Source organism: Stenotrophomonas sp. GD03777 (genome assembly GCF_029842485.1).
GTDB classification, from domain to species: Bacteria; Pseudomonadota; Gammaproteobacteria; order Xanthomonadales; family Xanthomonadaceae; genus Stenotrophomonas; species Stenotrophomonas sepilia.
The window spans coordinates 12,713-36,988 of sequence record NZ_JAOCGL010000020.1; the positions used below are offsets into that span (position 1 = coordinate 12,713).

Genomic DNA, 24,276 nt, shown 5'->3' on the forward strand with positions numbered 1-24,276 from the left:
GGCTCCGTGTGGGATCAGGGTTTGGCGGTGGGGACGCGCAGTTCCACCGTCAGCTCGCCCTCGTAGAGACCGGGGCGCTTGCTGGCGATAGGGGTGGGAGGTGTCAGCAATGTCAGCGGCGTGGGCACGCAATAGACCGGCTGGCTGATGCCGGGCAGCATGACCAGGCGCAGTTCGGCGCTCTCGATGCCATGCAGCAGCTCTTCCACGCCATGCCGCATGCGGATATCGCGCCCGCCGTAGTTCAGGCTGACGTGGTAGTCCAGGCGCTGGCGGTCGTCGCTGCCACCATCGCGATGCCAGACCGCGAAGTCGCTGCCGGGTGGCGGGCGCGGCCCGCTGTCGCGCACGGTGACGCCGAGGAACTCGCTCTGCGAGCCGAGGCCGTCGTAGAGGCACATCTCCAGCTGCTTGCGGCCGCCTACCATCTGCTTGATGGGGTCGTAGCGCAGGTCCATGTTGACCAGCGGCGCAATGGTGTCGAAGGCCGGAAAGTAGATCGAGATCGCGTCGTAATCGGTGACGGTGAATGCAAGATCGAAGACATAGGTCGCCAACAGCGGACCGCCACGGGTTTGACGCAATTGGAGTTCAATCCGCCCTGCCCACGCCCCTGCAACCAAGCGCTTCAGTTCAGAGCTCCGAATGGCAAGAGAGACACCTATTCCGCCGGATATCAGCGGTCGGCATACATCTGGTACAGATGACCAGATCGGATAGATCAGTGAGCCCCAGTGATCCGAAGAGCAGTTAGGGCCATTCAACGGCCTCTTGATGTAGCCGAGTGCATGAATCTCCGTGCGAAGTCCAGTTCGCTGATCAGTCATGTAAAACCAAACGGGGAGCGCATTGCCACGTGCTTCCGGATTTCCAATCACTGGACAGCGTCCGCGGGATGCATCGGTATCGGACAGGCAGACAAGGTGAGAAACTTCATAAGGGGAATCTGGACCTTCCTGAAAGGCCAACAATGTCATCGGCGACCAGAGCACGACTTCGGCTGGGACAGCTGATCGGTCCCAGCTTTCGGTGACTCGACGGGTCTCATCTGTCGGATGTATTTCCGGAAACTTCTGCGCCCACGCTCGTGGCATCAGCACGGCCAGCGCGCACACCAGCATCAACACGAACAACACACGCCGGCTCATGGCGTTCCTCCTGCAGCAGCGGTCTGGGGCGTGGCGGCGATCAGCGCGCGTTCCTGCAGCAGCCGGGTTACCCGGGCCTGCTGGCGGATCTCCGCCGGCAGCTGGGCCACGGCCAGCGGTTCGCAGTGCACGGCACCGACCAGCAGCACCACCTGGCGGCGCTCGCGCACCTGCAGCGGACAGTGCAGCAGGCGGTCGTCCTGCAGCAGGTAGAGCGTTGTCTCGCGACGCGGGAAGTCGGCGACGAAGCCGCCGTTGGCGCTGGTGCCGGGCACCGGCGCGTTGAGGATGCGGGCGCCACCCAGCGGCGCGCCGGCAAGCGTGCGGGCGGTGCCGATGAAGGTGTAGGTCACTTCGATCGGCACCGGCATGCGCATCAGCCGCCCCGGGGCCAGGAACATCGGGCGCGCACCGCCCACGCCGCTCACGCGGATGGCGGCCATGCTGGCGTCGTTGCTGGCGTCCTGCAGTTCGGCACGGTGCGACTGGTAGGCGGCCAACGGCAGCAGCCGGCGCTCGCCGATCTGCAACCGTTGCCGGCCCGCGCCGCTCACCTGCAGTTCGGCCGCCACGCCCTGCAGGTCCAGGTCATCGGTGGCGCCTACCTGTACCGCCAGCCCGGCGTCGGCGCCGCTGCCTGCGCCCCAGTACGCGCCCCGCCGGCCCAGCGCAAAGGCCGAGCTGTGCGTGCCGCTGTAGGCAGTCTCGCTGCGGCCATGCTGCTGGTAGTACGCCACGGTGGCGCCGGTCTCTCCGTAGCGGTTCTGCAGCTGCCCGCCCAGCGATGCGCTGTAGCGGTCGCTGTTGTTGGCGCGCAGCTCGGAGGTCAGCTCACGCAACTGCGCGTCCACCTCCTGGCGATAGCTCTGGCCGACGCTGTAGTTGATCTCCGGCCGCTGGTGCTGCGGCTGGCGCATGTCCACCGCATAGCGGCGCTGGCCGTTGCCAACATGGCTGCGCTGCAGGCGGGTGAAGCTTACGTTGAGGTAGATGCCACGGTCGCGCGTGCGGGTGTCACGGGCACTGTCGTGGCTGTGCTGCTGCCACAGGCCCAGCCGCGTGGAGACGCTGAAATCCTGCCAACGATGGCTGCGGCTGAAGCTGGCCTGCCAGGTGCGGCTGAGCTGCGGCTCGCGGTGCGGTTGCAGCGGTTGCGGCGGCAGGAACGGATCCAGTGGCGCCATCGGATCATGGTCACCAGGACGGCTCCAACCGGTGCGCCAGGTCTGGCGCCGGGTATACCCCAGGTACGCCGTACCACCGGCGATCGGCAGCGAGACCGATCCGCTGAGCGAGTTGGTGCAGCCCAGGCGGTCCCGCGCATCGGCGTCGAACTGGCAGGCCTTGCCACGCATGCGCTGCTGGTAGATGTTCCAGGACGCCTTGCGCCGGTATGACAGCTGATGCTGCTGGCCGTGGCTGCCATCGCTGCCGCGCATGCCGCTGAACGTTGCGCGCATTTCCTGCGTGGCCAGCACGCGGCGCAGGTCGACGCGCAGTTCGCCATAGCTGTGCCCGCCCAGATGGGCAACGCCCGCGGTAACGGCCAGGTCGCGTGCCAATGGCACGCGCATGCCGGCCACCGCCACCTGTTCGCTGTCGAAGCGATCGCTGCGCCGCTCGTTGCGGCGGCCACCCTGCACGAACCACTGCCATTGGCTGTCGGTCCAGTCGCCGCCCTTGTCGAAGGGGGCTTCTTCGGTACGCACCAGCACGCCATCCTCGTAGATGCGCATGCGCACCAGGTAGCTGCCGAACGGGAAGTTGCGGGTATCGATCTGGTTGATGCCGGCCTGCAGGTAGTAGGTCTGCAGCAGGCGCTCGCCGTCGAACACGTCCACGCGCGCATCGCGGGCGAGCAGCACCGTCAACGGCGAGGCCTGCACGGCAGCATCGCTGTCCACGTAAGCCTGGGTGGTGCCCACGCGGGCACCGTCGAAGCGGTCCAGCGGCAGCATGCTGAAACCGAAGGTGCCACCCTGTGGGCTGGACAGGTTGCGGCGGTCCATGCGCCCGGCCTGCAGGTAGTACTGCTGGCCCAGGTCATGGCGGTAATAGACGTTGTCGAATTCGAAATGCGCATCGCCACCGCTGCTGCGGTAGCGATGCTGGGTGAAGTACCAGTCGGCGGACATATGGCCCCGCTGGAACAGGCCCAGAACGCCGGTGCCGCGCGCACTGAACGACTGGTAGTCGCGCCCACCGGTAAGGTTGAGCACCTGCTGGTGCAGGAAAGCGTTCTCGGCATTGCTGCTGAGCGCGTGGAAGCGTTCCGCGGCGGGCTCGCCACCGATCCACTTGCGCGCCACGAACAGGCGCACGGCGCCCTCGCCTTCGTCATACAGCGCGCGCGCGGCCGCAGGGTCTTCCGGGGGATCCAGATAGCCGCAACCGGCCTCGGCGCCACCGAAGCGGCAGGCCAGGTGGCTGTTGCGTGGCAGCGGCTGCGACAGTGCCGGCAGCAGCGCGGCCTGCGCCTCGGCGGACAGGTCCAGTGCCTGCAGCACGCGCGCGGGATCTTCCAGCTGCACATGCTCCAGGGTGACGCGCACCGGCGACAGCCCGGCCGAGCGGCCGAACAGCTGGATGTCGAGTTGTTCGGTCTGTCCTTCGACCAGATCTTCGAAACCGGGCGGGACGCCGCGCGCGGCCGCCAGCGGAGTGGACAACGCCAGGGCGAGCGCGACCGCCAGCCGGGTAACAGCGGGGGCGTGTGGGGTCATGGGGGTACGCTGGGGTAGCGGCCGGCCCGGAGTGCGGGCCGGCGCGGGAAGCCGTGGATCAGGGCTTCTGGTTCATGACGATGTAGACCATGCCTTCATAGCGGCCGCTGACCGTAAGCGGGCCACCGGCACCCGCCTGGGCGATGGTCAGGGGCATCGAGATGGAGGCACCCGGCGTCGAGCTGGCACCGTTGAACAGGTCAGCCGCCTTGAACTCGGTGACCGCGGTGGTCAGCGCGTCGGTGTTCAGGCTGACGGCCAGCGGCACGCGCGTGGCACCATTAGTCAGCACCGGATCATGGCCGAGGCGCACCTCGATGTCCGCGGTTTCGTCATTGGAATGGATGCGCACCTGCTGCGTCGACGGCAGCAGGCCACGCAGCGGATCGTGGGTCAGCTGCACGGTGTCCGGCAGCGGGGTGCCATCGTCGCGCAGCAGTGCCAGGGTCGGGTCGACGTCGGCATAGACGGAGATCTTGGTTTCCAGCGCGTGCGCGGACAGCGAAGCGGTGGCCAGCGCTGCAGCAAGCGCGGCCTTCTTGATGATGGCGTGCATGGGTGTCTCTCTCGGACAGGGGGAATATGAAAGCTCCCCTCCCCAAGGAGAAAAGGGAGGGAAGCATCGCCCGCGGGGATGGATGCGGGCGACGGAGAGAATGTTAGAAATCCATTGCCATGCAGGCCATTCAAGCATTCCTAAAACACTGAGTGTTAAGGAGAATTCTTGAATTCGCTCAATGTTCGAGGGTTATGCAATTTCCCTCATCGGTTCAATGCAACAAACCTCATTGCATTGAATTTGTAGAGCCGAGCCCACGCTCGGCTACCGTTGGCTTCAACCTGCAGGCACGACGGTGACGTGATCGACATCGATGTCGGTGGGCTTGAAGCGATGCGTGTCGACCTTGCCACGCAGCTCGACCACGGTGTCGGCACCGATGGCCTGCGGCGGCAGGTCTTCGTCATCGATCTCGACCTCGATCTGGCCGCTGGCATCACGGAACTGGTAGCGCTCGTCACCGATCTTGGCGGTGAGGGTGCCACGCAGCACCACCGGATGGTCATCGCGCTGCGCACGTGCGTCAGCGACGGTGCTGGCAGCGGCCCCTGCCCCCGGCCCGGTGTACTGCGCGAAGGCCTGCGGGCTCAGCAGGGCCAGCGGCGTGGCGATGAAAGCGATGGCGATCAGTCGGTTCATGGCGTTCTCCACACAGGGATCAGTACGCACAGGTTCTATCGCCTTCGACGTGATACCCATGCAATAGATCCGAAAAGATGTGAATGCGACATTCATTGTCAGAACGCGTTCAGATCCGGAAGCGGGCTCTTATCGTGCGGACCAACGTTCCGCGGTTGCCATCCGCCGAAGCCGATCAGGGCACAAAAAAAACGCCCCGCAGATGCGGGGCGTTCTCAGCAGAATCTGCTGCGGGCGATCAGCCCTGGTAGTCGCGCACGTCGCTGCCGGTGTAGACCTGGCGCGGACGGCCGATCTTCATTTCCGGATCGACCTGCTGTTCCAGCCAATGCGACACCCAGCCGGAAGTACGGCCCAGGGCGAACATGACGGTGAACATTTCGGTCGGGATCTGCAGTGCCTTGTAGATGATGCCGCTGTAGAAATCGACGTTCGGGTACAGCTTGCGGGCGACGAAGTACTCGTCCTGCAGCGCAGCCTGTTCCAGCTTCACGGCCACGTCCAGCAGCGGATCCTGCACGCCCAGCTGCTTGAGCACCTTGCTGGTCATCTCGCCGATGACCTTGGCGCGCGGGTCGAAGTTCTTGTAGACGCGGTGGCCGAAGCCCATCAGGCGGAAGCCGGAGGTCTTGTCCTTGGCCTTGACCACGGCGGACTCGACGTTGTCGGCGCTGCCGATCTCTTCGAGCATCTTCAGCACGGCTTCGTTGGCACCGCCGTGGGCCGGACCCCACAGCGCGGTGACGCCCGCAGCGACCGACGCGTACGGGTTGGCGCCGGTCGAACCGACCAGGCGCACGGTCGAGGTCGAGGCGTTCTGCTCGTGGTCGGCGTGCAGGATGAACAGCAGGTCCAGCGCCTTCACCACGTCCGGGTTCAGGTCGTACTGGCCGTCAGCGGACTCGAAGGTCTGCTTCAGGAAGCGGCTGACGTAGTCCAGCGAGGTGTCCGGCTTGTTGGCCGGCAGGCCCTTGCCGTGGCGATAGATCAGCGCCGACAGGGTCGGCACCTTGGCAATCAGGCGCACGGCGGCCTTGCGGCGCTGCTCGGCGTCGGACAGGTCCAGCGAGTCGTGGTAGATGGCCGACAGCTGCGCGATCGCGGCCGCCAGGATCGCCATCGGGTGGGCATCCTTGGCGAAGCTGCCGATCAGGGTGTTGATCGAATCGTCGACGTTGGCTTCGGCGGTCAGCTCATCGGTGAAGGCCTTCAGCTGCTCGGCGCTCGGGCGCTCGCCGTTGATCAGCAGGTAGGCCACTTCGACGTAGCTCGACTTTTCCGACAGCTGTTCGATCGGGTAGCCGCGGTACAGCAGCACGCCCTTGTCGCCGTCGATGTAGGTGATGGCGGACTTGCAGCTGGCCGTCGCGGTGAAGCCGGAATCGTAGGTGAAGAACCCCGTTTCCTTGGTCAGCTTCGCGATGTCGACGCAGTCGTTGCCAAGGGTGGGTTTGATGACGGGCAGAACGACGGACTTATCGCCGGCGTTGAGCGTGACCTGATCAAGATCGGACACTGTGTGCGCTCCTTCATGGGAAGGCGCCTGCCCAAGCGCATTGGTCAGGCACGTGAATGACGTCCTCGGCCTGTGCCGGGGATCACATCATTATCGCACAGCAGCATTTGTCGGGTGCTAGACGGAAGTCGTATACGACAGGCGGCCGGACACCGGCCGTTGAGCGGCCCGGATCGGCAAAAGCGTTGTCACACGAACGCAGTGTTCCGTCCATCCAAACGCCCGTTGGGTTGGCGTTGGGGAAAAACAAACGGCCGCGCAGAGCGCGGCCGTCGGTTCGAAGCTGGATCGACAGATCAGCGCGCGTAGCGCTTCTGGAACTTGTCGATACGGCCCGAGGTGTCGATGACCTTGTGCTTGCCCGTGTAGAACGGGTGCGAAGCAGAGGAAATTTCAACCTTGACCAGCGGGTATTCGTTGCCGTCTTCCCACTGGATGGTTTCCTTCGTGCCCATGGTCGAGCGGGTCAGGAACTTGAAATCGGAGGTGACGTCATGGAAGACGACGTCGCGGTAGTTCGGATGGATATCGGCCTTCATGGGCTCACACCGTAAATGGGCTGGTGGTCAAGAGCGGCATTATAAGCACCGGTTGCCGCTCGGGGCAACCGGTGGCGGTCAATCGAGGTCAGTCCGCGCCCAGGGCCTGGCGCACCAGGGCCTCGAAACGCTGCTGGTCGTAGGCCATCAGCAGATCGCAGTTGTCCGGCTGGCCGGTCTGGCGGTTCCAGTCGACGATGGTGGCGCCTCGGCTGAACGTGCCATTCAGTTCCACGTTCAGCGGCCGTGACTCGACCTGCAGCTGCCCTTCTGGATTCAGCGCCCACGCCATGGCCACCGCATCGGCCGTATACCAGCGGCCGCCCTTGGCATCTTCCGACAGCGCGCGGGTCTTGCGCGAGATCAGTTCGTAGAAGCGGGCGCGGTCGGAATCGGCCTGCAGCCATTTCTCGGCGCCCTCCAGCGGCAGGCCGTGGGCAACGGTCGCCTCCCAGTCCGACACCAGCAGGTGCTTGAACGAGGTGAACACCACGTGCGCGGCTTCAGGATCGAAGGCGATGTTGAATTCGGCTGCCGGGGTGATGTTGCCGTGGCAGGTAACCGCGCCACCCATCACCACGATGCGCTTGATGCGCTGGGGCAGGGTCGGGTCCAGCTTCAGTGCCAGCGCCAGATTGGTCAGCGGGCCCAACATCACCAGCATCAGTTCGCCGGCGTGTTCGTGCGACAGGCGCAGGATGGCCAGGGCAGCGTGCTCGGCCTCGGCCTGGCGGCTCGGCGGCGGCAGGTCCACGTCGCCGTAGCCATCACGGCCATGCACGTGGGCAGCGTCAACGGAGGGATGCAGCAGCGGATCCGGGCTGCCGGCAAACACCGGTACGTCGGGGCGGCCGACGATGTCACAGAGCTTGAGGGCGTTGCGGACGGTGTATTCGAGGCCGACATTGCCGGCGGCGATGGTCAGGGCGACCACGTCGTGCCGTTCATCGGCAAAGGCCATCAGCAGGGCCAGGGCGTCGTCCACACCGGGATCGGTGTCGATCAACAGGGGGATCTTGTGGGTCATCGTTGCCGTCTTCAGATCGGCAACGAAGTGTGGACCGGGATGATGACCGTTGCAAGTACGGGGGTTGGGGTTCTGGCAGGGCTGCGCCCTGCACCCGCGGTAGTGCCGGCCGCTGGCCGGCAACTTCGACAGCAACGTCAAAAACGGGTTTCCCGCGGCTGGCGGGGAAGAGCTCTCTGTAGAGTCGAGCCATGCTCGACTCCCGCGCGCAGCGCGCACAGCAGCCGAGCGTGGGCTCGGCTCTACAGTGGATCCACGCCGTGCGTGGATGAGCGTCCCGGAAATGGGGTCAGAGGCCATTGCTGCGCAAAGGGCTCCGACCCCGGGGTGCCTACGCCGAGGCGTAGCGCACAGCGGTGCCGATCCAGCGCTGCACCACGCGATCGGCCAACGCGGGCTGCTGGGCCAGCAGGCGCTCGGCCAATTCATGCACGCCGGGCAGCAGGCCAGCGTCGCGGGCCAGGTCGGCAATGCGGAAACCGGCCAGGCCAGTCTGGCGCGTCCCGAGCAGTTCGCCGGGGCCGCGCAGTTCCAGGTCCTTCTCGGCGATGACGAAACCATCGTTGGTTTCGCGCATGGTCTGCAGGCGCTCACGCGCCATCTGCGAGAGTGGTGCCTGGTACAGCAGCACGCAGCGCGACACCGCCGAACCGCGGCCCACGCGGCCACGCAGCTGGTGCAGCTGGGCCAGGCCGAGGCGCTCGGCGTTCTCGATCACCATCAACGAAGCATTCGGCACGTCCACACCGACTTCGATGACCGTGGTCGCCACCAGCAGGTCGATCTCGCCGGCCTTGAACGCCACCATCGTCGCCAGCTTTTCAGCAGCCTTCAGGCGGCCATGCACCAGCCCCACGCGAACGCCCGGCAGCAGCGCTTGCAGTGATTCATAGGTGGCCTGCGCCGGGGTGGCATCCAGTTCTTCGCTTTCCTCGATGAGCGTGCACACCCAGTACACCTGCCGCCCTTCCTGGCAGGCCAGCGCAATGCGCTCGATCAGTTCCGGGCGACGGTCATTGTTCAAGGCCACGGTCTGCACAGGGGTGCGGCCCGGTGGCAGTTCGTCGATGGCCGATACATCCAGGTCTGCGTATTCGGACATCGCCAGCGTGCGCGGAATCGGCGTGGCGGTCATCACCAGCTGGTGCGGCACGCTGTTGCCGCCCGCGCCCTTGTCGCGCAGCGCCAAGCGCTGGTGCACGCCGAAGCGGTGCTGCTCGTCGACGATGGCCAGCGCCAGGTCCTGGAACACCACCGCCTCCTGCATCAGCGCGTGGGTTCCGACCACCACCTGCGCTTCGCCGTTGGCGACCTGCTCCATCACTTTGGCGCGCGCCTTGCCGGTGACCTTGCCGGCCAGCCAGGCGATGCGCACGCCGAGCGGTTCCAGCCAGCCACGCAGATTGTTGAGGTGCTGCTCGGCCAGCAACTCGGTGGGGGCGGCCAATGCGACCTGCTTGCCCTGCTCCACCGCCAGCATGGCGGCCAGCGCGGCCACCACCGTCTTGCCGGAGCCGACGTCGCCCTGCACCAGCCGCAGCATCGGGCTGGGCCGCGCAAGGTCCTCACGGATCTGCTTGAACACGCGTGCCTGCGCGCCGGTCAGCGCGAACGGCAACTGCTTCAGCAGCGCCTTGGCCAGTTTTCCGGGGCCGGCCAGCGGCGGCGCATGGTGCGCCTGCAATGCAATACGCTGGCGACGCAGGCTGAGGTGATGGGCCAGCAGTTCTTCCATCGCCAGGCGACGCTGCGCCGGGTGGGTACCAGCCGCCAACGCGGCCAGATCGGCATCCGGCGGTGGCCGGTGCACGGTCAGCAGCGCGCTGCGCAGCGGCGGCAGGCCCAGGCCATCGAGCCAACCGTTGGGCAGCAGTTCCAGCGTGCTTTCCTCGGGCAGGCGGTCCAGCGCCTGGCCGATCAGCTTGCGCATGGTCATCGGGCCGACCCCTTCGACGGTGGGATACACCGGGTCGAGGCGGTCGCCGAGTTCGGGATCGTCGTTGCGGCCCAGCACCTGGTAGCTGGGATGGACGATTTCCAGGCCGAGGTGGCCGGGCTTGGGCGTGCCGAAGCAGCGCAGCCGGGTGCCGACCGCGAACTGCCCGACCTGCTGCTGGCGAAAGTGGAAAAAGCGCAGCACCAGGGTGCCCTGCCCTTCGTCTTCCACCGCCACTTTCAGCATCGGCCGGTAGCGCATGCCACGCTCGACCGCGACCACCCGCCCTTCCACCTGCGCCGGCACGCCGTTGCGCAGGTCTTCGATGCGGGTCAGCCGGGTCCGGTCTTCATAGCGCAGCGGCAGGTGAAGCCAGAGATCCTGCAGGGTGGCCAGGCCACGTGCCTGCAGTTTGGCGGCCACGGCCGGACCGACGCCGGCAAGCATCGCCAGGGATGCTTCGCCGGACGGTGACAGGACCGGGGTGACCGCCGCCTTGCGTGCCACGTGGCGGTCAGTCGATGACCATCACCGCGTCGACCTCGAAGCTGGCGCCCTTCGGCAGGCCGGAGACTTCGATGGTGGAACGGGCCGGGTACGGGGCCTGGAAGTAGTCCTGCATGACCGCGTTGACCTTGGCGAACTCGCCCAGGTCGGTCAGGTACAGGCCCAGGCGCACGACCTTGTCCAGCGAGCCACCCGCCGCTTCGGCCACGGCCTTGAGGTTGTCGAAGGCGCGGCGGGCCTGTGCTTCGACGTCACCGGCGCCGACGATGTCGCCGGTGGCCGGGTCAAGCGGGATCTGGCCGGAGAAGTACACGGTGTTGCCGGCGCGCACGGCCTGCGAGTACGGGCCGATGGCGGCGGGGGCCTTTTCGGTGTTGATGATCTGGCGGGACATGGGTCGCTCCGGTGCTTGGGGGAAAACAGAGCGGTGATTGTACCGGCTGGGGGTGCATCCACGCATGGCGTGGATCTACCGCGCCGCCTCGGTAGTGCCGGCCGTTGGCCGGCAATCGCGATGCCGTCGCGGATCCATGGGTTGCCGGCCAGCGGCCGGCACTACCGGTACGCGCAGGACCTACTGGCGGCGTACCGATTGCACGACCGACAGGCGGCGCAGGCGGCGCATCACTTCGGCCAGGTGGTTGCGGTCGCGCACCTGGATGTTGAACGCCAGCACGGCGGCGTTGAAGTCGCGGTCCAGGTAGTCCACGCGTTCGATGTTGGAATGGCTCTGTGCGATGGCGGCGGCCAGCTGCGCCAGCACGCCGGTGCCGTTCTCCACTTCCACCACCAGCGAGGTGTCGTAGTCGCCGGAGACGGTGGTGTCCCAGCCAATCGGCACCCAGCGCTCGGGCGACTTGCGCAGCTCGGCCAGGTTCGGGCAGTCCATGCGGTGCACCACGATGCCCTTGCCGGCGGTGTGGTAGCCCATGATCTCGTCGCCGGGAATCGGCTGGCAGCAGCCGGCGAAGGTGACCACGCCGCGCTCGCTGCCGTTGATCAGGATCTTCTCCTGCGAGTGGTGGCGCGAATGCGGGCCGCCACGCAGTTCGGCGTAGGCCATCAGCGCCTGCGCGGCCTGGGTCGGCATCCAGTTGCCCAGTGCGACCTCGGCCAGCAGCGCTTCCAGGCGCGGGAAGCGGTGTTCGGCCAGGAACGCATCCAAGCGGCCTTTCGGCAGGCGCTCCAGCGACGAATCCATCGCTTCCAGCGCGCGGTCGAGCATGCGGTGGCCCAGCTGCACGGCATCTTCGTGCTCCAGCTGCTTGAGCTGGTGGCGGATGGCGGTGCGTGCCTTGCTGGTCACCACGAATTCCAGCCACTGCGGTTTCGGCGTGGCCGAGCGCGCGGTGATGATCTCCACCGACTGGCCCGACACCAGCTTGGTGCGCAGCGGCACCAGTTTCTTGTCCACGCGCGAAGCCACCGCCATGTTGCCCACGTCGGTATGCACGGCGTAGGCGAAATCGAGCGCGGTGGAGTTGCGCGGCAGGGCCAGGATCTTGCCCTTCGGGGTGAACAGGTAGACCTCGTCCGGGAACAGGTCGACCTTGACGTTGTCGAGGAATTCCAGCGAGGAACCGGCGGCGCGCTGCGAGTCGATCAGCTCGACGATCCACGCGTGGGCACGGCTCTGTGCGCTGTTGGGCGAATCGCCGCCGAACTTGTAGGTCCAGTGCGCGGCCACGCCGCGTTCGGCGATCAGGTCCATTTCCTCGGTACGGATCTGCACTTCGATCGGCGAGCCATACGGCCCGAACAGCACGGTGTGCAGCGACTGGTAACCGTTGGCCTTGGGAATGGCGATGAAATCGCGGAAGCGCCCATCCAGCGGCTTGAAGGTGGCGTGCACCGAGCCCAGCGCGTGATAGCAGCTGGGCACGCTGCGCACGACCAGGCGGAAGCCGAACACATCCATCACCTGGTCGAAGGATTTGTTCTCGTCGCGCATCTTGTTGTAGATGCTCCACGGGGTCTTGATGCGGCTGATCAGCCGATGCTCGATGCCCTCCTTGGCCAGGCGCTGCGACAGCTGCACTTCCACCTGCGCCATCGCTTCGCGGCGCACCACCGGCTGGCTGCGGATGTGTTTTTCGATGATGGCGTGGCGCCATGGGTAGAGCGCCTTGAACCCGAGGTTCTGCAGCTCGCTCTTGACCAGGCTCATGCCCAGGCGCTGGGCGATGGGCGCGTAGATCTCCAGCGTCTCGCGGGCGATGCGGCCACGCGCTTCGCGGCTCTGCGCGCCCAGCGTGCGCATGTTGTGCAGGCGGTCGGCCAGCTTGATCATGATCACGCGCAGGTCGCGCGACATCGCCAGCAGCATCTTGCGGAAGCTCTCGGCGGCCGCCTCCTGGCGGTCACGGAACTTCAGCTTGTCCAGCTTGGTGACACCGTCGACCAGTTCGGCCACGGCTTCGCCGAACTCGGCGGCCAGCGCCTCGCGGGTCAGCGGGGTGTCTTCGATGGTGTCGTGCAGGATCGCGGCGATCAGCGCTTCCACGTCCAGGCCGAGTTCGGCCAGCACCTGGGCCACGGCCACCGGATGGGTGATATAGGGCTCGCCCGACTTGCGCGTCTGCCCAGCGTGCGCGGAGGCCCCGACTTCCCAGGCACGGCGCAACAGCGGCAGCTGTTCCGGCGGCAGGTAATGGGCGGCGCGTTCGAGCTGGAGGACGTAGTCGGGTACGGCGGCAGTGGGGGCTGCGGCGACCTTGGCAGTGGGGCCTGGGTTCATGCCCGAAGCCTATTCCAGCGCGACGTTTACGGCAAATCCTGAATGCGAAACAGCCCGCACGGGGCGGGCTGTTCGGTGTATCCAACGATTACGTTGATCGATGCGATCAATCGTCGTTCTTGGACATGTCTTCGTCGGCCACCACTTCGGCGGCAGCCCACTCCAGTGCTTCGCGCTCGGCGCGCTCACGCTCGGCCTTCTCGACTTCGTCGATCAGGGCGTTGTCGATCTTGCGGGCGGCGATTTCGCGCAGCGCCAGCACGGTCGGCTTGTCCTCGGTCTCGCTGTTGTCCAGCGTGGCCTGCACGCCGTTGGCGAGCTGACGGGCACGCTTGGAAGCCATCATGACCAGTTCGAAACGGTTGTTAACGACTTCCAGGCAATCTTCTACGGTGATGCGGGCCATACGGGCTCCCGGCGACCGGTCGGCCGCTCAGTCGAATGAGGGAAAGGGGACGGAGTGTACTGGCAGGGGCTGGACAAAATCAAGCCAACCCCTACCCGATTCTTTTGGAATCAGTCAGTTGCACCCGGATCGGGGGTCAGCAGCGCCTGGATCAGGCCGGCGTGGCGGACCTTCTGGGCCTCCCGGCGCAGGCGGCTGGCAGTGAAGATGGCGCACAGCTCGTCCACGGCAGTGTCGAACACCTCGTTGACGATGACGTAGTCGAACTCGTTGAAGTGCAGCATTTCATCGCGGGCCGCGCCCAGGCGCTGGGCGATGACCGCCTCGCTGTCCTGGCCGCGCTTGCGCATGCGGTCCTGCAAGGCCTGCTTGGACGGCGGCAGGATGAACACGGTGACCGTGCCCGGCACCAGCTGGCGCACCTGCTGCGCGCCCTGCCAGTCGATCTCCAGCAGCACATCCTGGCCGGCGGCCAGCTGCGGCTCCACCGACTGCCGGGCCGTGCCCTTCCAGTCGCCGTGCACCCAGGCGTGCTCGAAGAAGTCGCCGGCGGCGATCATCTGCTCGAACTTCTCGGCACTGACGAAGTGGTAATGCTGGCCGTTCACCTCACCGGGGCGCATCGCGCGCGAGGTGAAGGAGATCGACAGGGCGATCTGCGGGTCACGGGCCAGGGTGGCATTGACGATGCTGCTCTTGCCGGCGCCGGACGGGGCGGCCACGATGTACAGCGTGCCGCGCGCAACGGCGTCCGACGGCTTCGACGGGGCGCTCATGCGCGGAACCCAATTGGTTGATTTCGCAAAATTTTTCCTCGGTGTTCCAGATCCGGCGCGGAGGATCGCGCCAGGACGGCGGGGGCTGCGCGGAACATCCTGGAACCAGGCCCGGCAGACGCTTCCCCAGGGGGCGGGCACGCAACTTTACCAGAGCAGGCCCTTTCCGGGCCCGTCCGGCAGGCGCCGCGCCTTGTGCCACATGGGCATCCGGGGGCCTGTGCTATAACCGGCCCGTACCCAACGACAGCCCGGAGGCCTGCGCCTCCCCGCCATCCCAGGAGAACGGCATGCCATCGATGAGCCGCCGCCAGTTCCTGAAAGTGACCGGGACAACCCTGGTCGGCTCCAGCCTGGCACTGATGGGCTTCGCGCCCGGCATCGCGCTCGCGGAGGTCAGGCAATACAAGCTGACCCGCGCGACCGAGACCCGCAACACCTGTACCTACTGTTCGGTGGCCTGCGGCATCCTGATGTACAGCCTCGGCGATGGCGCCAAGAACGCCGAGCCGAGCATTTTCCACATCGAGGGCGACCCAGACCATCCGGTCAACCGCGGCACGCTGTGCCCGAAGGGTGCCGGCCTGGCCGACATCATCCACAGCAAGTCGCGCCTGCTCTACCCCGAGTACCGCGCGCCGGGCTCGAACGAGTGGAAGCGGCTGAGCTGGGACGATGCGCTGGACCGCATCGCGCGGCTGATGAAGGAAGACCGCGATGCCAACTTCGTGCAGAAGAACGAAGCCGGGCAGACGGTCAACCGCTGGCTGACCACTGGCATGCTGGCGGCCTCGGCCACCAGCAATGAGACCGCGGTGCTGACCCACAAGGTCGTCCGCTCCCTCGGCATGCTGGCATTCGACAACCAGGCACGTGTCTGACACGGCCCGACGGTGGCAGGTCTTGCCCCGACGCTAGGCCGTGGTGCGATGACGAATCACTGGGTCGACATCAAGAATGCCGACCTGATCCTGATCATGGGTGGCAACGCCGCCGAGGCGCATCCGTGCGGGTTCAAATGGGTGACCGAGGCCAAGGCCCACAACAAGGCCCGGCTGATCGTGGTCGATCCGCGCTTCAACCGCTCGGCCGCGGTTGCCGATGTGTACGCGCCGATCCGCACCGGTACCGACATCGTGTTCCTGGGCGGCCTGATCAACTACCTGCTGACCGAGGACCGCATCCAGCACGAGTACGTGCTGAACTACACCGACATGTCGTTCCTGGTGAAGGACGAGTTCGCCTTCAAGGACGGCCTGTATTCGGGCTACAACGAAGAAAAGCGCAGCTACGACCGTTCCAGCTGGGACTATGCCTACGGTGACGATGGATTCGTGCGCAGCGACCCGACGCTGAAGGATCCGCGCTGCGTCTACAACCTGCTGAAACAACACTACGCGCGTTACACCGTGGAGATGGTCGAGCGCATCTGCGGCACGCCGGCCGACAGCATCCGCCAGGTGTGGGACATGATCGCGTCCACCGCCGGCAAGGACAAGGCGATGACCATCCTGTACGCGCTGGGCTGGACGCAGCACTCGATCGGCGCACAGAACGTGCGTGCCGGCACCATGGTGCAGCTGCTGCTGGGCAACATCGGCGTGGCCGGTGGCGGCATGAACGCGCTGCGCGGGCACTCCAACATCCAGGGCCTGACCGACATCGGCCTGATGTCCGACCTGCTGCCCGGCTACCTGACGCTGCCGAAACAGGATGAGCAGGACTACAACGCCTACATCGCCAAGCGCACGCAGAAGCCCCTGCGCGCCAACCAGATGTCGTTCTGGCAGAACTACCCGAAGTTCCACGTCAGCCTGATGAAATCGTGGTGGGGCGATGCCGCCACCGCCGACAACAACTGGTGCTTCGATTACCTGCCCAAGCTCGACAAGCCGTACGACATGCTGCAGGCGTACGAGCTGATGAACGAGGGCAAGATCCACGGCTACATCTGCCAGGGCTTCAATCCTCTGGCCTCGGCGCCGAACAAGGGCAAGCTGATCAGTGCGTTCTCCAAGCTGAAGTTCATGGTCAGCATGGATCCGCTGGAAACCGAGACCATCGCCTTCTGGCAGAACCACGGCGCACTGAACGACGTCGACCCGAGCACGATCCAGACCGAAGTGTTCCGCCTGCCCACCACTTCCTTCGCCGAGGAGAACGGCGCGGTGGTGAATTCCTCGCGCTGGCTGCAGTGGCACTGGAAGGGGGCCAACCCGCCGGGCGAAGCGCGCAGCGACATCGAGATCATGTCCGAGCTGTTCCATCGCATCAAAGCGATGTACGAGAAGGATGGCGGTGCGTGGTGGGAGCCGGTACGCGACCTGGCCTGGAAGTATTCCAACCCGGAGCTGCCGACGCCGGAAGAACTGGCGATGGAATACAACGGCAAGGCGCTGGCCGACGTGTTCGATCCGAAGGACCCGACCAAGCTGGTGCGCAAGGCCGGCGAGCAACTGGCCGCGTTCGGCGAGCTGCGCGACGATGGCAGCACGTCCTCCGGCTGCTGGATCTACATCGGCGCCTGGGGCCCGACCGGCAACATGATGGCGCGGCGTGACAACAGTGACCCGACAGGCATCGGCAACACGCTGGGCTGGGCCTGGGCGTGGCCGGCCAACCGCCGCGTGATGTACAACCGCGCCTCGTGCGACGTGGCTGGCCAACCGTTCGATCCACGCCGCACGCTGCTGGCCTGGAACGGCAAGAACTGGGGCAACGTGGACGTGCCGGACTTCAAGGCCGATGAAGATCCTGCCGGCGGGATGGGCCCGTTCATCATGAACCCGGAAGGCATCGCCCGCTTCTTCGCCAAGGCCGGCATGGCCGAAGGCCCGTTCCCGGAGCACTACGAACCGTTCGATACCCCGCTGCGCAGCAATCCGCTCAGCCCCGGCCAGGCCCTGACGCTGAACAACCCCGCGGCACGCGTGTTCGCCAGCGACCGTGCACAGATCGGTTCGCCGGACGAGTTCCCGCATGTGGCCACCACCTACCGCCTGACCGAGCATTTCCACTTCTGGACCAAGCACGGCAAGCTCAACGCCATCATCCAGCCCGAGCAGTTCGTCGAGATCGGTGCGGCATTGGCCGACGAGCTGGGCATCACCAACGGCAGCCGCGTGCGCGTGAGTTCCAAGCGTGGCCATATCGAAGCCGTTGCGATGGTGACCAAGCGGATCAAGGCCCTGCAGATCGATGGAAAGACCGTGCATCAGGTGGGCGTGCCGATCCACTGGGGCTTCCTCGGTGCGGCCAAGCCCGGATATATCGCCAATACGCTGACCAATGCCATCGGTGACGGCAACTCGCAGACGCCCGAGTCGAAGTGCATCCTGGTCAAGGTCGAGAAGGTGTAGGAGACACGCCATGCCACTGCAATCGCTGGACATCATCCGCCGCTCGGCCACCACCACGCCCTCGCCGGAGGCGCGGGGCGCGCACACCGGCCAGGTCGCCAAGCTGATCGATGTGAGCAAGTGCATCGGCTGCAAGGCCTGCCAGGTCGCCTGCATGGAATGGAACGACCTGCGCGACGAAGTGGGCAGCTGCGTTGGCAGCTATGACAACCCGCCCGACCTGAGCGAACAGTCGTGGACGGTGATGAAGTTCCGCGAGTACGAGGACGAAAAGGGCAAGCTGGAGTGGCTGATCCGGAAGGAGGGCTGCATGCACTGCAGCGACCCGGGCTGCCTGAAGGCCTGCCCGTCGCCCGGCGCGATCATCCAGTACGCCAACGGCATCGTCGACTTCCAGGAAGAGAACTGCATCGGCTGCGGCTACTGCGTGACCGGCTGCCCGTTCGACGTACCGCGCATCTCCAAGAAGGACCACAAGGCCTACAAGTGCACGCTGTGTTCGGACCGGGTGGCGGTCGGCCAGGAACCGGCCTGTGTGAAGACCTGCCCGACCGGGGCGATCACCTTCGGCAGCAAACAGGCGATGACCGAGCACGCCGCCGGACGCGTGGAAGACCTGAAATCACGCGGCTATGAAAACGCCGGCCTGTACGACCCGCAGGGCGTCGGCGGTACCCACGTGATGTACGTGCTGCAGCATGTGGACAAGCCCGAGCTCTACGCCGACCTGCCCAAGGACCCGCGCATCAGCCCGATGGTGGAAGTCTGGAAGGGCGTAGCCAAGCCACTGGGCGTGCTGGCGATCGCCGCCACGGCCTTTGCTGGCTTCCTGCACTACATCGGCATCGGCCGCAACACGGTCAATGACGAGGAAGAAGAACAAGCCGAGCACGAGGCGAAGAAGATCGAAGAGGAGCAGCGGCCATGAAGTACGCCCCGCACCCGCGGCAGATCATCCGTTACCGCGCGCCGACCCGCATCAACCACTGGATCGTGGCGATCTGCTTCGTGCTGACCGCGCTGTCCGGGCTGGCGTTGTTCCACCCTGCCCTGTTCCCGCTGACCCAGCTGTTCGGTGGCGGACCGTGGACGCGCATCCTGCATCCGTTCATCGGCCTGGCCATGGTGGTGGGCTTTGCGCTGCTGGCGTTGCGCATGTGGCGCGACAATCTGCCGACCGCCGACGACCGCGCGTGGATGCGCGGCATGCGCGATGTACTGCGCAACGAGGATGAAAAGCTGCCGCCGGTCGGTCGCTTCAATGCCGGCCAGAAGCTGCTGTTCTGGGCCATCATCGGCTGCCTGTCGGCACTGCTGCTGACCGGCTTCGTGATCTGGCGGCAGTACTTCAGCCATTTTTTCCCGATCGGGGTGATCCGCTTCTCGGTGCTCGCCCATGCGTTGTTCGGCTGGGTGCTGATCTGCGCGATCGTGGTGCACATCTATGCGGCGATCTGGATCAAGGGGTCGGTGCGGGCGATGACCCAGGGCAAGGTGACCTATGGGTGGGCGTACAAGCACCACCGACAGTGGTTCCGGGACATCCTGCGCGGGCGGCGGGAACAGGGGTAGCTGCAGGGCCTGCGGCCCTGCACCTGCTTCAAGCCAAGGCAACAGCAACAGCGGCTATCCGTGGGATGGCGGGGTGGATCCGGTTGCGGGAGACGCTGCAAATACCCCTCCGGGGCCCGGCCCAGCCGCTGGCGGCTGTGCGTTCGGGCGCTTGCGAAGCAGTGCTTCGCAAGCAAAGCGCCCTCACCCATGTAAGCTCGGTCGCCGCATCCATGCGGCTCACGCTCCCGCAACCGGACCCACCCCGCCTTCGACAGTTGGCCGCGATCTGTCGGTGGGTGCCGACCGTTGGTCGGCACTGATCGAATCCCGACCAACGCTCGGGATCCACTTTCAACCAACCGATGGGGTCAGAACCGTTTTCCTGTGGAAAACGGATCTGACCCCAACCTTTCAAATGGCCGGCAACACGCTGGACGCCAGCGCCGACAACAGCGAGGATGGAGCCTGGTTCTTCTGGCTGGCCCTACATGGCGCAACGCATCCTTGAACCCGGTGAGATCGAGACGCTCGCCTCGCGCGATGTGCCGCGCATCATCCTGCCTGATACCGGGTCACTGTTCGCTACGCGCGCGGCACGCCTGCGCAGCCTGGCCGCGCACAGTGCCATCGGTGGCTACCTGCAGCTGCTGGCGGCGCTGGCCGATGCGCAGCAGGCACTGCTGGATGAGTTGACGCCGCAGCAACGCGAGGGGCTTCAGGCACAGGCGCGCGCGCAGCAGTCGAGCGCGGCGGCTAGCGCCGGCATGCCGTTGCGGCCGGCCAACACACTGCAACTGGATGGGCGCTGGCGCGACTGGCTGCGCACCCTGTGCCGGCACTGTGCCGACGAAACCGGGCTGCCTGTGGAAACCCGGCAGGAACTACAGCGCGTCGCCGCCGCTGATGATGCGTGGCTGGATGCACAGGCGCATGCGGTGCTGGAACGCGATGACGCGCCCTCGGTCGACGCCGTCGCTGCGCTGCTGGTGATGAACGCGCTGCAGGTGTACTGGGCGGTGCTCGCCGCCAGCTTCCATCCGACCGACCTGAAGCCGCTGGCCGATGCGCCAGAGTTGTGCCCGCTCTGTGGCACGCTGCCGGTGGCCAGCGTGGTGCAGGCGCGCCCGCCCTACGCCGCCTATCGCTACCTGTCGTGCTCGCTGTGTGCCTGCCAGTGGCATTACGTGCGCGTGCAGTGCAGCCAGTGCGGCGCCGCCGGCAAGGACATTGCCTATCGCGCCCTGGCCGAGGTGGACGGTGACAGCGGCGAGGCAGTGCGCGAGAGTGCGGTGCGCGCCGAGACCTGCGACCACTGCCACAGCTATCGCAAGATCCTGTACCTGGAGAAAGATCCGTCACTGGAGCCGGTGGCCGATGACCTCGGCACGCTGGCGCTGGACCTGCTGCTGGCCGAGGAAGGCTATGCGCGCGCCAGCCAGAACCCGCTGCTGTGGCAATCCGACGGCGACTGACCTATGCCACGCACGCACGCCACGCCGGCATCGGCCGCCGCCCTGCCTTCGCTGGACCGGCTGCTGCGCCTGCCTGCGTTGTCGGCCATGATCGAACGCCACGGCCGCAGCCGCATCACCCAACTGCTGCGCGCGCACCTGCAGGAACTACGCGACCGTATCAGCGCCGCGCAGCTCTCGGCCGAACGCCTCGAACAGGCCATCAACGGCCCGTCGCTGGTCGCGGCGCTCGGCGCCGCACTGGCGGCCGACGCACGCCTGGAGCTGCAGCCGATGTTCAACCTGACCGGCACCGTGCTGCACACCAACCTGGGCCGCGCGCTGTTGCCCGATGCCGCCGTGCAGGCGGTCACCCGCGCGATGACAGCGCCGGTCGATCTGGAATTCGACATCATCCGCGGCCGCCGCGGCGACCGCGATGCACGGGTGCAGGCGCTGGTCTGCGAACTGACCGGCGCCGAAGCCGCCACCGTGGTCAACAACAATGCGGCGGCGGTCCTGCTGCTGCTCAACAGCCTGGCCAACCGCCGCGAGGTGGTGGTGTCGCGCGGCGAACTGGTGGAGATCGGCGGTGCCTTCCGCATTCCCGATGTGATGCGCAGCGCCGGCGCGCGACTGCTGGAAGTGGGCACCACCAACCGTACCCACCCGGCCGACTTCGCCCATGCCATCGGCGCACGTACCGCGTTGCTGATGGAAGTGCATGCCAGCAACTACGCGATCACCGGCTTCACTGCCAAGGTCGACACTGCGGCGATGGCTGCGATCGCGCACGAGCACGGCCTGCCGCTGGTGGTGGACCTGGGCAGTGGCAGCCTGTGCGATCTGGCGGCCTTCGGCCTGCCGCACGAGCCGACCGTGCAGGAAGCACTGGCGGCCGGCGCCGATCTGGTTTCGTTCAGTGGCGACAAGCTGCTGGGCGGCCCCCAGGCCGGGATCATCGCCGGCCGCGCCGACCTGATCGCGCGGATCAACCGCAATCCGCTCAAGCGGGCGCTGCGCATGGACAAGATGGGCCTGGCCGCACTGGAAGCCGTGCTGGCCCTGTACCGCGAACCGGAACGGCTGGCACTGCGGCTGCCGACCCTGCGCAGCCTTTCGCGCCTGCGGGATGACATCGACGAGCAGGCACACCGCCTGCTGCAGCCGATGCGCGCGTCGCTGACCGCCGGCTACGCGCTTGAACGGGCCTCGATGTACAGCCAGATCGGCAGCGGCGCGCAGCCGCAGGCGCAGCTGGCCAGCGCCGGACTGCGCGTTACCAGCGCGCGCCGCGGCGGGCTGGATCGCTTGGCCAAGCGCTTGCGCCAGCTGCCGCGGCCGGTGCTTGGCCGCATTGCCGATGACGCGCTGTGGCTGGACCTGCGCTGCCTGGAACCCACCGACGAAGCCGCCTTCCTCGCGCAATGGAGCACGCTGCAGGCATGATCGTCGGCACCGCCGGGCATATCGACCATGGCAAGACCAGCCTGGTGCGCGCACTGACCGGCATCGAAACCGATCGCCTGCAGGAAGAACGCACGCGCGGTATCTCCATCGAGCTGGGCTATGCCTATGTCCCGGTGGAAAGCACAGGCGGCGGGAGTGCCGAGGCGACGCTGGGCTTCGTCGATGTGCCGGGCCATGAACGCTTCGTGCATACGATGGTGGCCGGCGCCACCGGCATCGATGTCGCCCTGCTGGTGATCGCCGCCGACGACGGTGTGATGCCGCAGACTCGCGAGCACCTGGCGATCCTGCAGTTGCTGGGCGTGGATCGCGGTGCAGTCGCTCTGACCAAGATCGACCGCGTGGACGCCGCGCGCATCGCCCGGGTCGAGATCGAGATCGCCGCGCTGCTGGCCGGAACGCCGCTGCAGGATTCCCCCGTATTCGCCTGCAACAGCACCGCACCCGACGATTCTGGCATCAACGCGCTGCGTACCCAGCTGCACGCGTGGGCGTCGGACAACGCCAGCACGCGCCAGGCCGAACTGCGCAGCGAGCTGTTCCGCATACCGGTGGACCGCGTGTTCTCGCTGGCCGGCCACGGCACGCTGGTGACCGGCGCAGTGCACGGCGGCATCGCTGCCGTGGGTGAGCATCTGCAGCTGATGCCGGCCGCCACTGACGTGCGCGTACGCAGCATCCACGCGCAGAACCAGGCCAGCGAACACGCCATGGCCGGGCAGCGCTGTGCGTTGAACCTGGCTGCCATCGCCCGCGACGACATCCACCGTGGCGACTGGATCGCCGACCCGCGCGCCTTGCTGGCGACCCGTCGCGTCGACGTACGCCTGCGGCTTTCCGCACTGGCAACACCGTTGCGCGACTGGGCGCCGCTGCACATCCACTGGGGCACGATGCACCGGCAGGCCCATGTGGTGCTGCTGGAGGACGTCGATCACGGCGACGGACAGTTGGTGCAACTGGTGTTCGATGCACCGGTCTGCGCGATGTGCGGTGATCGCTTCATCGCCCGTGATTCAGCGGCCATCCGCACGCTGGGTGGTGGCATCGTGCTCGATCCGGACCCGCCACAGCGGCGCCGGCGCAGCCAGGCACGGCTCGCTTGGCTGGGCGCACTGGAGCAGCTGGCCACAGGTGCGGGAATCGGCCCGCTGTTGCAGCAGGCTTCCTTCGGCATAGCCATGGCCGCCCTGCAACGCTACTGCCGGCGCGCGGCCGACCGGATCGATCTTCCTGCGGGCACGCGGCGCATCGTCACCCGCGAAGACACGGTGGTCATCCTTGCTTCGCACTGGCAGGCGCTTCGCGAACAGGTGATCACGTCGCTGCGCAGCTGGCACGAGCGACGTCCGGACGAACCCGGTGTTGATAGCGGGCGCCTGCAGCGCAGTACGCTGCCCGCGCTTGCAGCGAGCCTGTGGAATGCCCTGCTGCAAGGCCTGCTGGACGACGGCAGCGTGCAGCGCGTGGGCGCCTGGTGGCGCCTGCCCGGCCATGACCATGCGCCACCGGAACGCGAACGACTTCTGCTCGAATGCGTGCTGCCGCAGCTGCACGCCGGTCGCTTCGATCCACCGTGGGTGCGCACGCTGGCCACCGACGTTGGTCTGGCCGAAGACGAGGTCCGCGCCGTCCTGCGCCGCGCTACCGCGCGTGGCGAACTGTTCCAGGTAGTGCCGGACCTGTTCTATGCACCGGCCCGCATTGCCGAGCTGGCCGCGATCGTCGCGCAGCTGTCGCAGGCCACCGGCACGGTGGATGCGGCCACCTTCCGCGATGCCATCGGCCTGGGCCGCAAGCGCAGCATCCAGATCTTGGAGTTCTTCAACCGCGTTGGCTACACTCGACGCGTCGGTGACCAGCATCGGCCGCGCGGCGACCTGCAGTGGAACGCAGCCCGCGACTGAGCCCACCGGTGCCGCCGTACTT

At 66.5% G+C, this 24,276-nt stretch carries 19 protein-coding genes; 7 read left to right on the top strand and 12 right to left on the bottom strand.

What is annotated here, in order from left to right; translation table 11 throughout:
* Positions 1-14: 14 nt before the first annotated feature.
* The 12 genes from N5E02_RS20935 to gmk form a co-directional block, all read right to left on the bottom strand.
* The gene (locus tag N5E02_RS20935) at positions 15-1,148 is read right to left on the bottom strand and encodes a CfaE/CblD family pilus tip adhesin (RefSeq protein WP_345782200.1); all 1,134 of its coding nucleotides are present in this window, start codon (positions 1,146-1,148) and stop codon (positions 15-17) included.
* The gene (locus N5E02_RS06995) at positions 1,145-3,871 is read right to left on the bottom strand and encodes a TcfC E-set like domain-containing protein (protein ID WP_279946119.1); all 2,727 of its coding nucleotides are present in this window, start codon (positions 3,869-3,871) and stop codon (positions 1,145-1,147) included. Before N5E02_RS06995 ends, N5E02_RS20935 begins: the two co-directional genes overlap by 4 nt.
* A 58-nt stretch (positions 3,872-3,929) precedes the next feature.
* Positions 3,930-4,427 carry a CS1 type fimbrial major subunit gene (locus N5E02_RS07000; RefSeq protein WP_134970379.1) on the bottom strand — a complete coding sequence of 166 codons (498 nt, stop codon included), beginning with the start codon at positions 4,425-4,427 and terminating at the stop codon, positions 3,930-3,932.
* 279 nt (positions 4,428-4,706) lie between these two features.
* On the bottom strand, positions 4,707-5,069 hold the full coding sequence (locus N5E02_RS07005; RefSeq protein WP_005418949.1) for a NirD/YgiW/YdeI family stress tolerance protein: 363 nt from the start codon (positions 5,067-5,069) through the stop codon (positions 4,707-4,709).
* A 238-nt stretch (positions 5,070-5,307) separates the two neighbouring features.
* On the bottom strand, positions 5,308-6,585 hold the full coding sequence (locus N5E02_RS07010; protein WP_005418950.1) for a citrate synthase: 1,278 nt from the start codon (positions 6,583-6,585) through the stop codon (positions 5,308-5,310).
* A gap of 296 nt (positions 6,586-6,881) precedes the next feature.
* Positions 6,882-7,124 (bottom strand): type B 50S ribosomal protein L31, encoded by a 243-nt coding sequence (locus N5E02_RS07015; protein ID WP_005418951.1) that lies wholly within the window; start codon positions 7,122-7,124, stop codon positions 6,882-6,884.
* Positions 7,125-7,212: 88 nt separating this feature from the next.
* A complete protein-coding gene (locus tag N5E02_RS07020; RefSeq protein WP_065179092.1) occupies positions 7,213-8,151 on the bottom strand; it encodes a nucleoside hydrolase in 939 nt (312 codons plus the stop codon).
* 331 nt (positions 8,152-8,482) lie between these two features.
* Positions 8,483-10,594: an ATP-dependent DNA helicase RecG gene (gene recG / locus N5E02_RS07025; RefSeq protein ID WP_005418953.1), complete on the bottom strand. Its 2,112-nt coding sequence runs from the start codon at positions 10,592-10,594 to the stop codon at positions 8,483-8,485.
* Positions 10,595-10,601: 7 nt separating this feature from the next.
* A complete protein-coding gene (locus tag N5E02_RS07030) occupies positions 10,602-10,988 on the bottom strand; it encodes a RidA family protein (RefSeq protein WP_005418954.1) in 387 nt (128 codons plus the stop codon).
* 180 nt (positions 10,989-11,168) lie between these two features.
* On the bottom strand, positions 11,169-13,331 hold the full coding sequence (locus N5E02_RS07035) for a bifunctional (p)ppGpp synthetase/guanosine-3',5'-bis(diphosphate) 3'-pyrophosphohydrolase (RefSeq protein ID WP_005418955.1): 2,163 nt from the start codon (positions 13,329-13,331) through the stop codon (positions 11,169-11,171).
* Positions 13,332-13,437: 106 nt separating this feature from the next.
* Complete coding sequence (rpoZ, locus tag N5E02_RS07040) at positions 13,438-13,737, bottom strand: DNA-directed RNA polymerase subunit omega (RefSeq protein WP_005410877.1); 300 nt, start codon at positions 13,735-13,737, stop codon at positions 13,438-13,440.
* Positions 13,738-13,847: 110 nt separating this feature from the next.
* Positions 13,848-14,513 (bottom strand): guanylate kinase, encoded by a 666-nt coding sequence (gmk, locus tag N5E02_RS07045; RefSeq protein ID WP_005410878.1) that lies wholly within the window; start codon positions 14,511-14,513, stop codon positions 13,848-13,850.
* A 290-nt stretch (positions 14,514-14,803) separates the two neighbouring features.
* Between gmk and fdnG the strand changes: the two genes are divergently transcribed.
* The 7 genes from fdnG to selB all read left to right on the top strand — a co-directional run bounded on the left by fdnG (position 14,804) and on the right by selB (position 24,254).
* Entirely contained in the window at positions 14,804-17,872 is a 3,069-nt protein-coding gene (gene fdnG / locus N5E02_RS07050) for a formate dehydrogenase-N subunit alpha (protein ID WP_139727597.1), read from the top strand.
* A gap of 10 nt (positions 17,873-17,882) precedes the next feature.
* Entirely contained in the window at positions 17,883-18,800 is a 918-nt protein-coding gene (gene fdxH, locus N5E02_RS07055; protein WP_053500839.1) for a formate dehydrogenase subunit beta, read from the top strand.
* Positions 18,797-19,444: a formate dehydrogenase subunit gamma gene (locus tag N5E02_RS07060; RefSeq protein ID WP_005418959.1), complete on the top strand. Its 648-nt coding sequence runs from the start codon at positions 18,797-18,799 to the stop codon at positions 19,442-19,444. The genes fdxH and N5E02_RS07060 overlap by 4 nt, the downstream gene beginning before the upstream one ends.
* Positions 19,445-19,718: 274 nt before the next feature.
* Entirely contained in the window at positions 19,719-19,934 is a 216-nt protein-coding gene (locus N5E02_RS07065; protein ID WP_134955450.1) for a hypothetical protein, read from the top strand.
* The gene (gene fdhE, locus N5E02_RS07070) at positions 19,915-20,898 is read left to right on the top strand and encodes a formate dehydrogenase accessory protein FdhE (protein WP_065185325.1); all 984 of its coding nucleotides are present in this window, start codon (positions 19,915-19,917) and stop codon (positions 20,896-20,898) included. Before N5E02_RS07065 ends, fdhE begins: the two co-directional genes overlap by 20 nt.
* Positions 20,899-20,901: 3 nt before the next feature.
* The gene (gene selA / locus N5E02_RS07075) at positions 20,902-22,326 is read left to right on the top strand and encodes an L-seryl-tRNA(Sec) selenium transferase (RefSeq protein WP_164230423.1); all 1,425 of its coding nucleotides are present in this window, start codon (positions 20,902-20,904) and stop codon (positions 22,324-22,326) included.
* Entirely contained in the window at positions 22,323-24,254 is a 1,932-nt protein-coding gene (gene selB / locus N5E02_RS07080; protein ID WP_164230425.1) for a selenocysteine-specific translation elongation factor, read from the top strand. Before selA ends, selB begins: the two co-directional genes overlap by 4 nt.
* Positions 24,255-24,276: the final 22 nt, after the last annotated feature.

What these genes read in the sequence shown, in the direction of transcription:
- selA (WP_164230423.1), top strand. Translation starts at nt 20,902, where the DNA reads ATGCCACGCACGCACGCCACGCCGGCATCGGCCGCCGCCCTGCCTTCG.
- fdxH (WP_053500839.1), top strand. Translation starts at nt 17,883, where the DNA reads ATGCCACTGCAATCGCTGGACATCATCCGCCGCTCGGCCACCACCACG.
- N5E02_RS07030 (WP_005418954.1), bottom strand. Translation starts at nt 10,988, where the DNA reads ATGTCCCGCCAGATCATCAACACCGAAAAGGCCCCCGCCGCCATCGGC.
- N5E02_RS07035 (WP_005418955.1), bottom strand. Translation starts at nt 13,331, where the DNA reads ATGAACCCAGGCCCCACTGCCAAGGTCGCCGCAGCCCCCACTGCCGCC.
- N5E02_RS07060 (WP_005418959.1), top strand. Translation starts at nt 18,797, where the DNA reads ATGAAGTACGCCCCGCACCCGCGGCAGATCATCCGTTACCGCGCGCCG.
- selB (WP_164230425.1), top strand. Translation starts at nt 22,323, where the DNA reads ATGATCGTCGGCACCGCCGGGCATATCGACCATGGCAAGACCAGCCTG.
- N5E02_RS06995 (WP_279946119.1), bottom strand. Translation starts at nt 3,871, where the DNA reads ATGACCCCACACGCCCCCGCTGTTACCCGGCTGGCGGTCGCGCTCGCC.
- rpoZ (WP_005410877.1), bottom strand. Translation starts at nt 13,737, where the DNA reads ATGGCCCGCATCACCGTAGAAGATTGCCTGGAAGTCGTTAACAACCGT.
- N5E02_RS07000 (WP_134970379.1), bottom strand. Translation starts at nt 4,427, where the DNA reads ATGCACGCCATCATCAAGAAGGCCGCGCTTGCTGCAGCGCTGGCCACC.
- N5E02_RS07005 (WP_005418949.1), bottom strand. Translation starts at nt 5,069, where the DNA reads ATGAACCGACTGATCGCCATCGCTTTCATCGCCACGCCGCTGGCCCTG.
- N5E02_RS07015 (WP_005418951.1), bottom strand. Translation starts at nt 7,124, where the DNA reads ATGAAGGCCGATATCCATCCGAACTACCGCGACGTCGTCTTCCATGAC.
- N5E02_RS07020 (WP_065179092.1), bottom strand. Translation starts at nt 8,151, where the DNA reads ATGACCCACAAGATCCCCCTGTTGATCGACACCGATCCCGGTGTGGAC.
- N5E02_RS20935 (WP_345782200.1), bottom strand. Translation starts at nt 1,148, where the DNA reads ATGAGCCGGCGTGTGTTGTTCGTGTTGATGCTGGTGTGCGCGCTGGCC.
- gmk (WP_005410878.1), bottom strand. Translation starts at nt 14,513, where the DNA reads ATGAGCGCCCCGTCGAAGCCGTCGGACGCCGTTGCGCGCGGCACGCTG.
- fdhE (WP_065185325.1), top strand. Translation starts at nt 19,915, where the DNA reads ATGGCGCAACGCATCCTTGAACCCGGTGAGATCGAGACGCTCGCCTCG.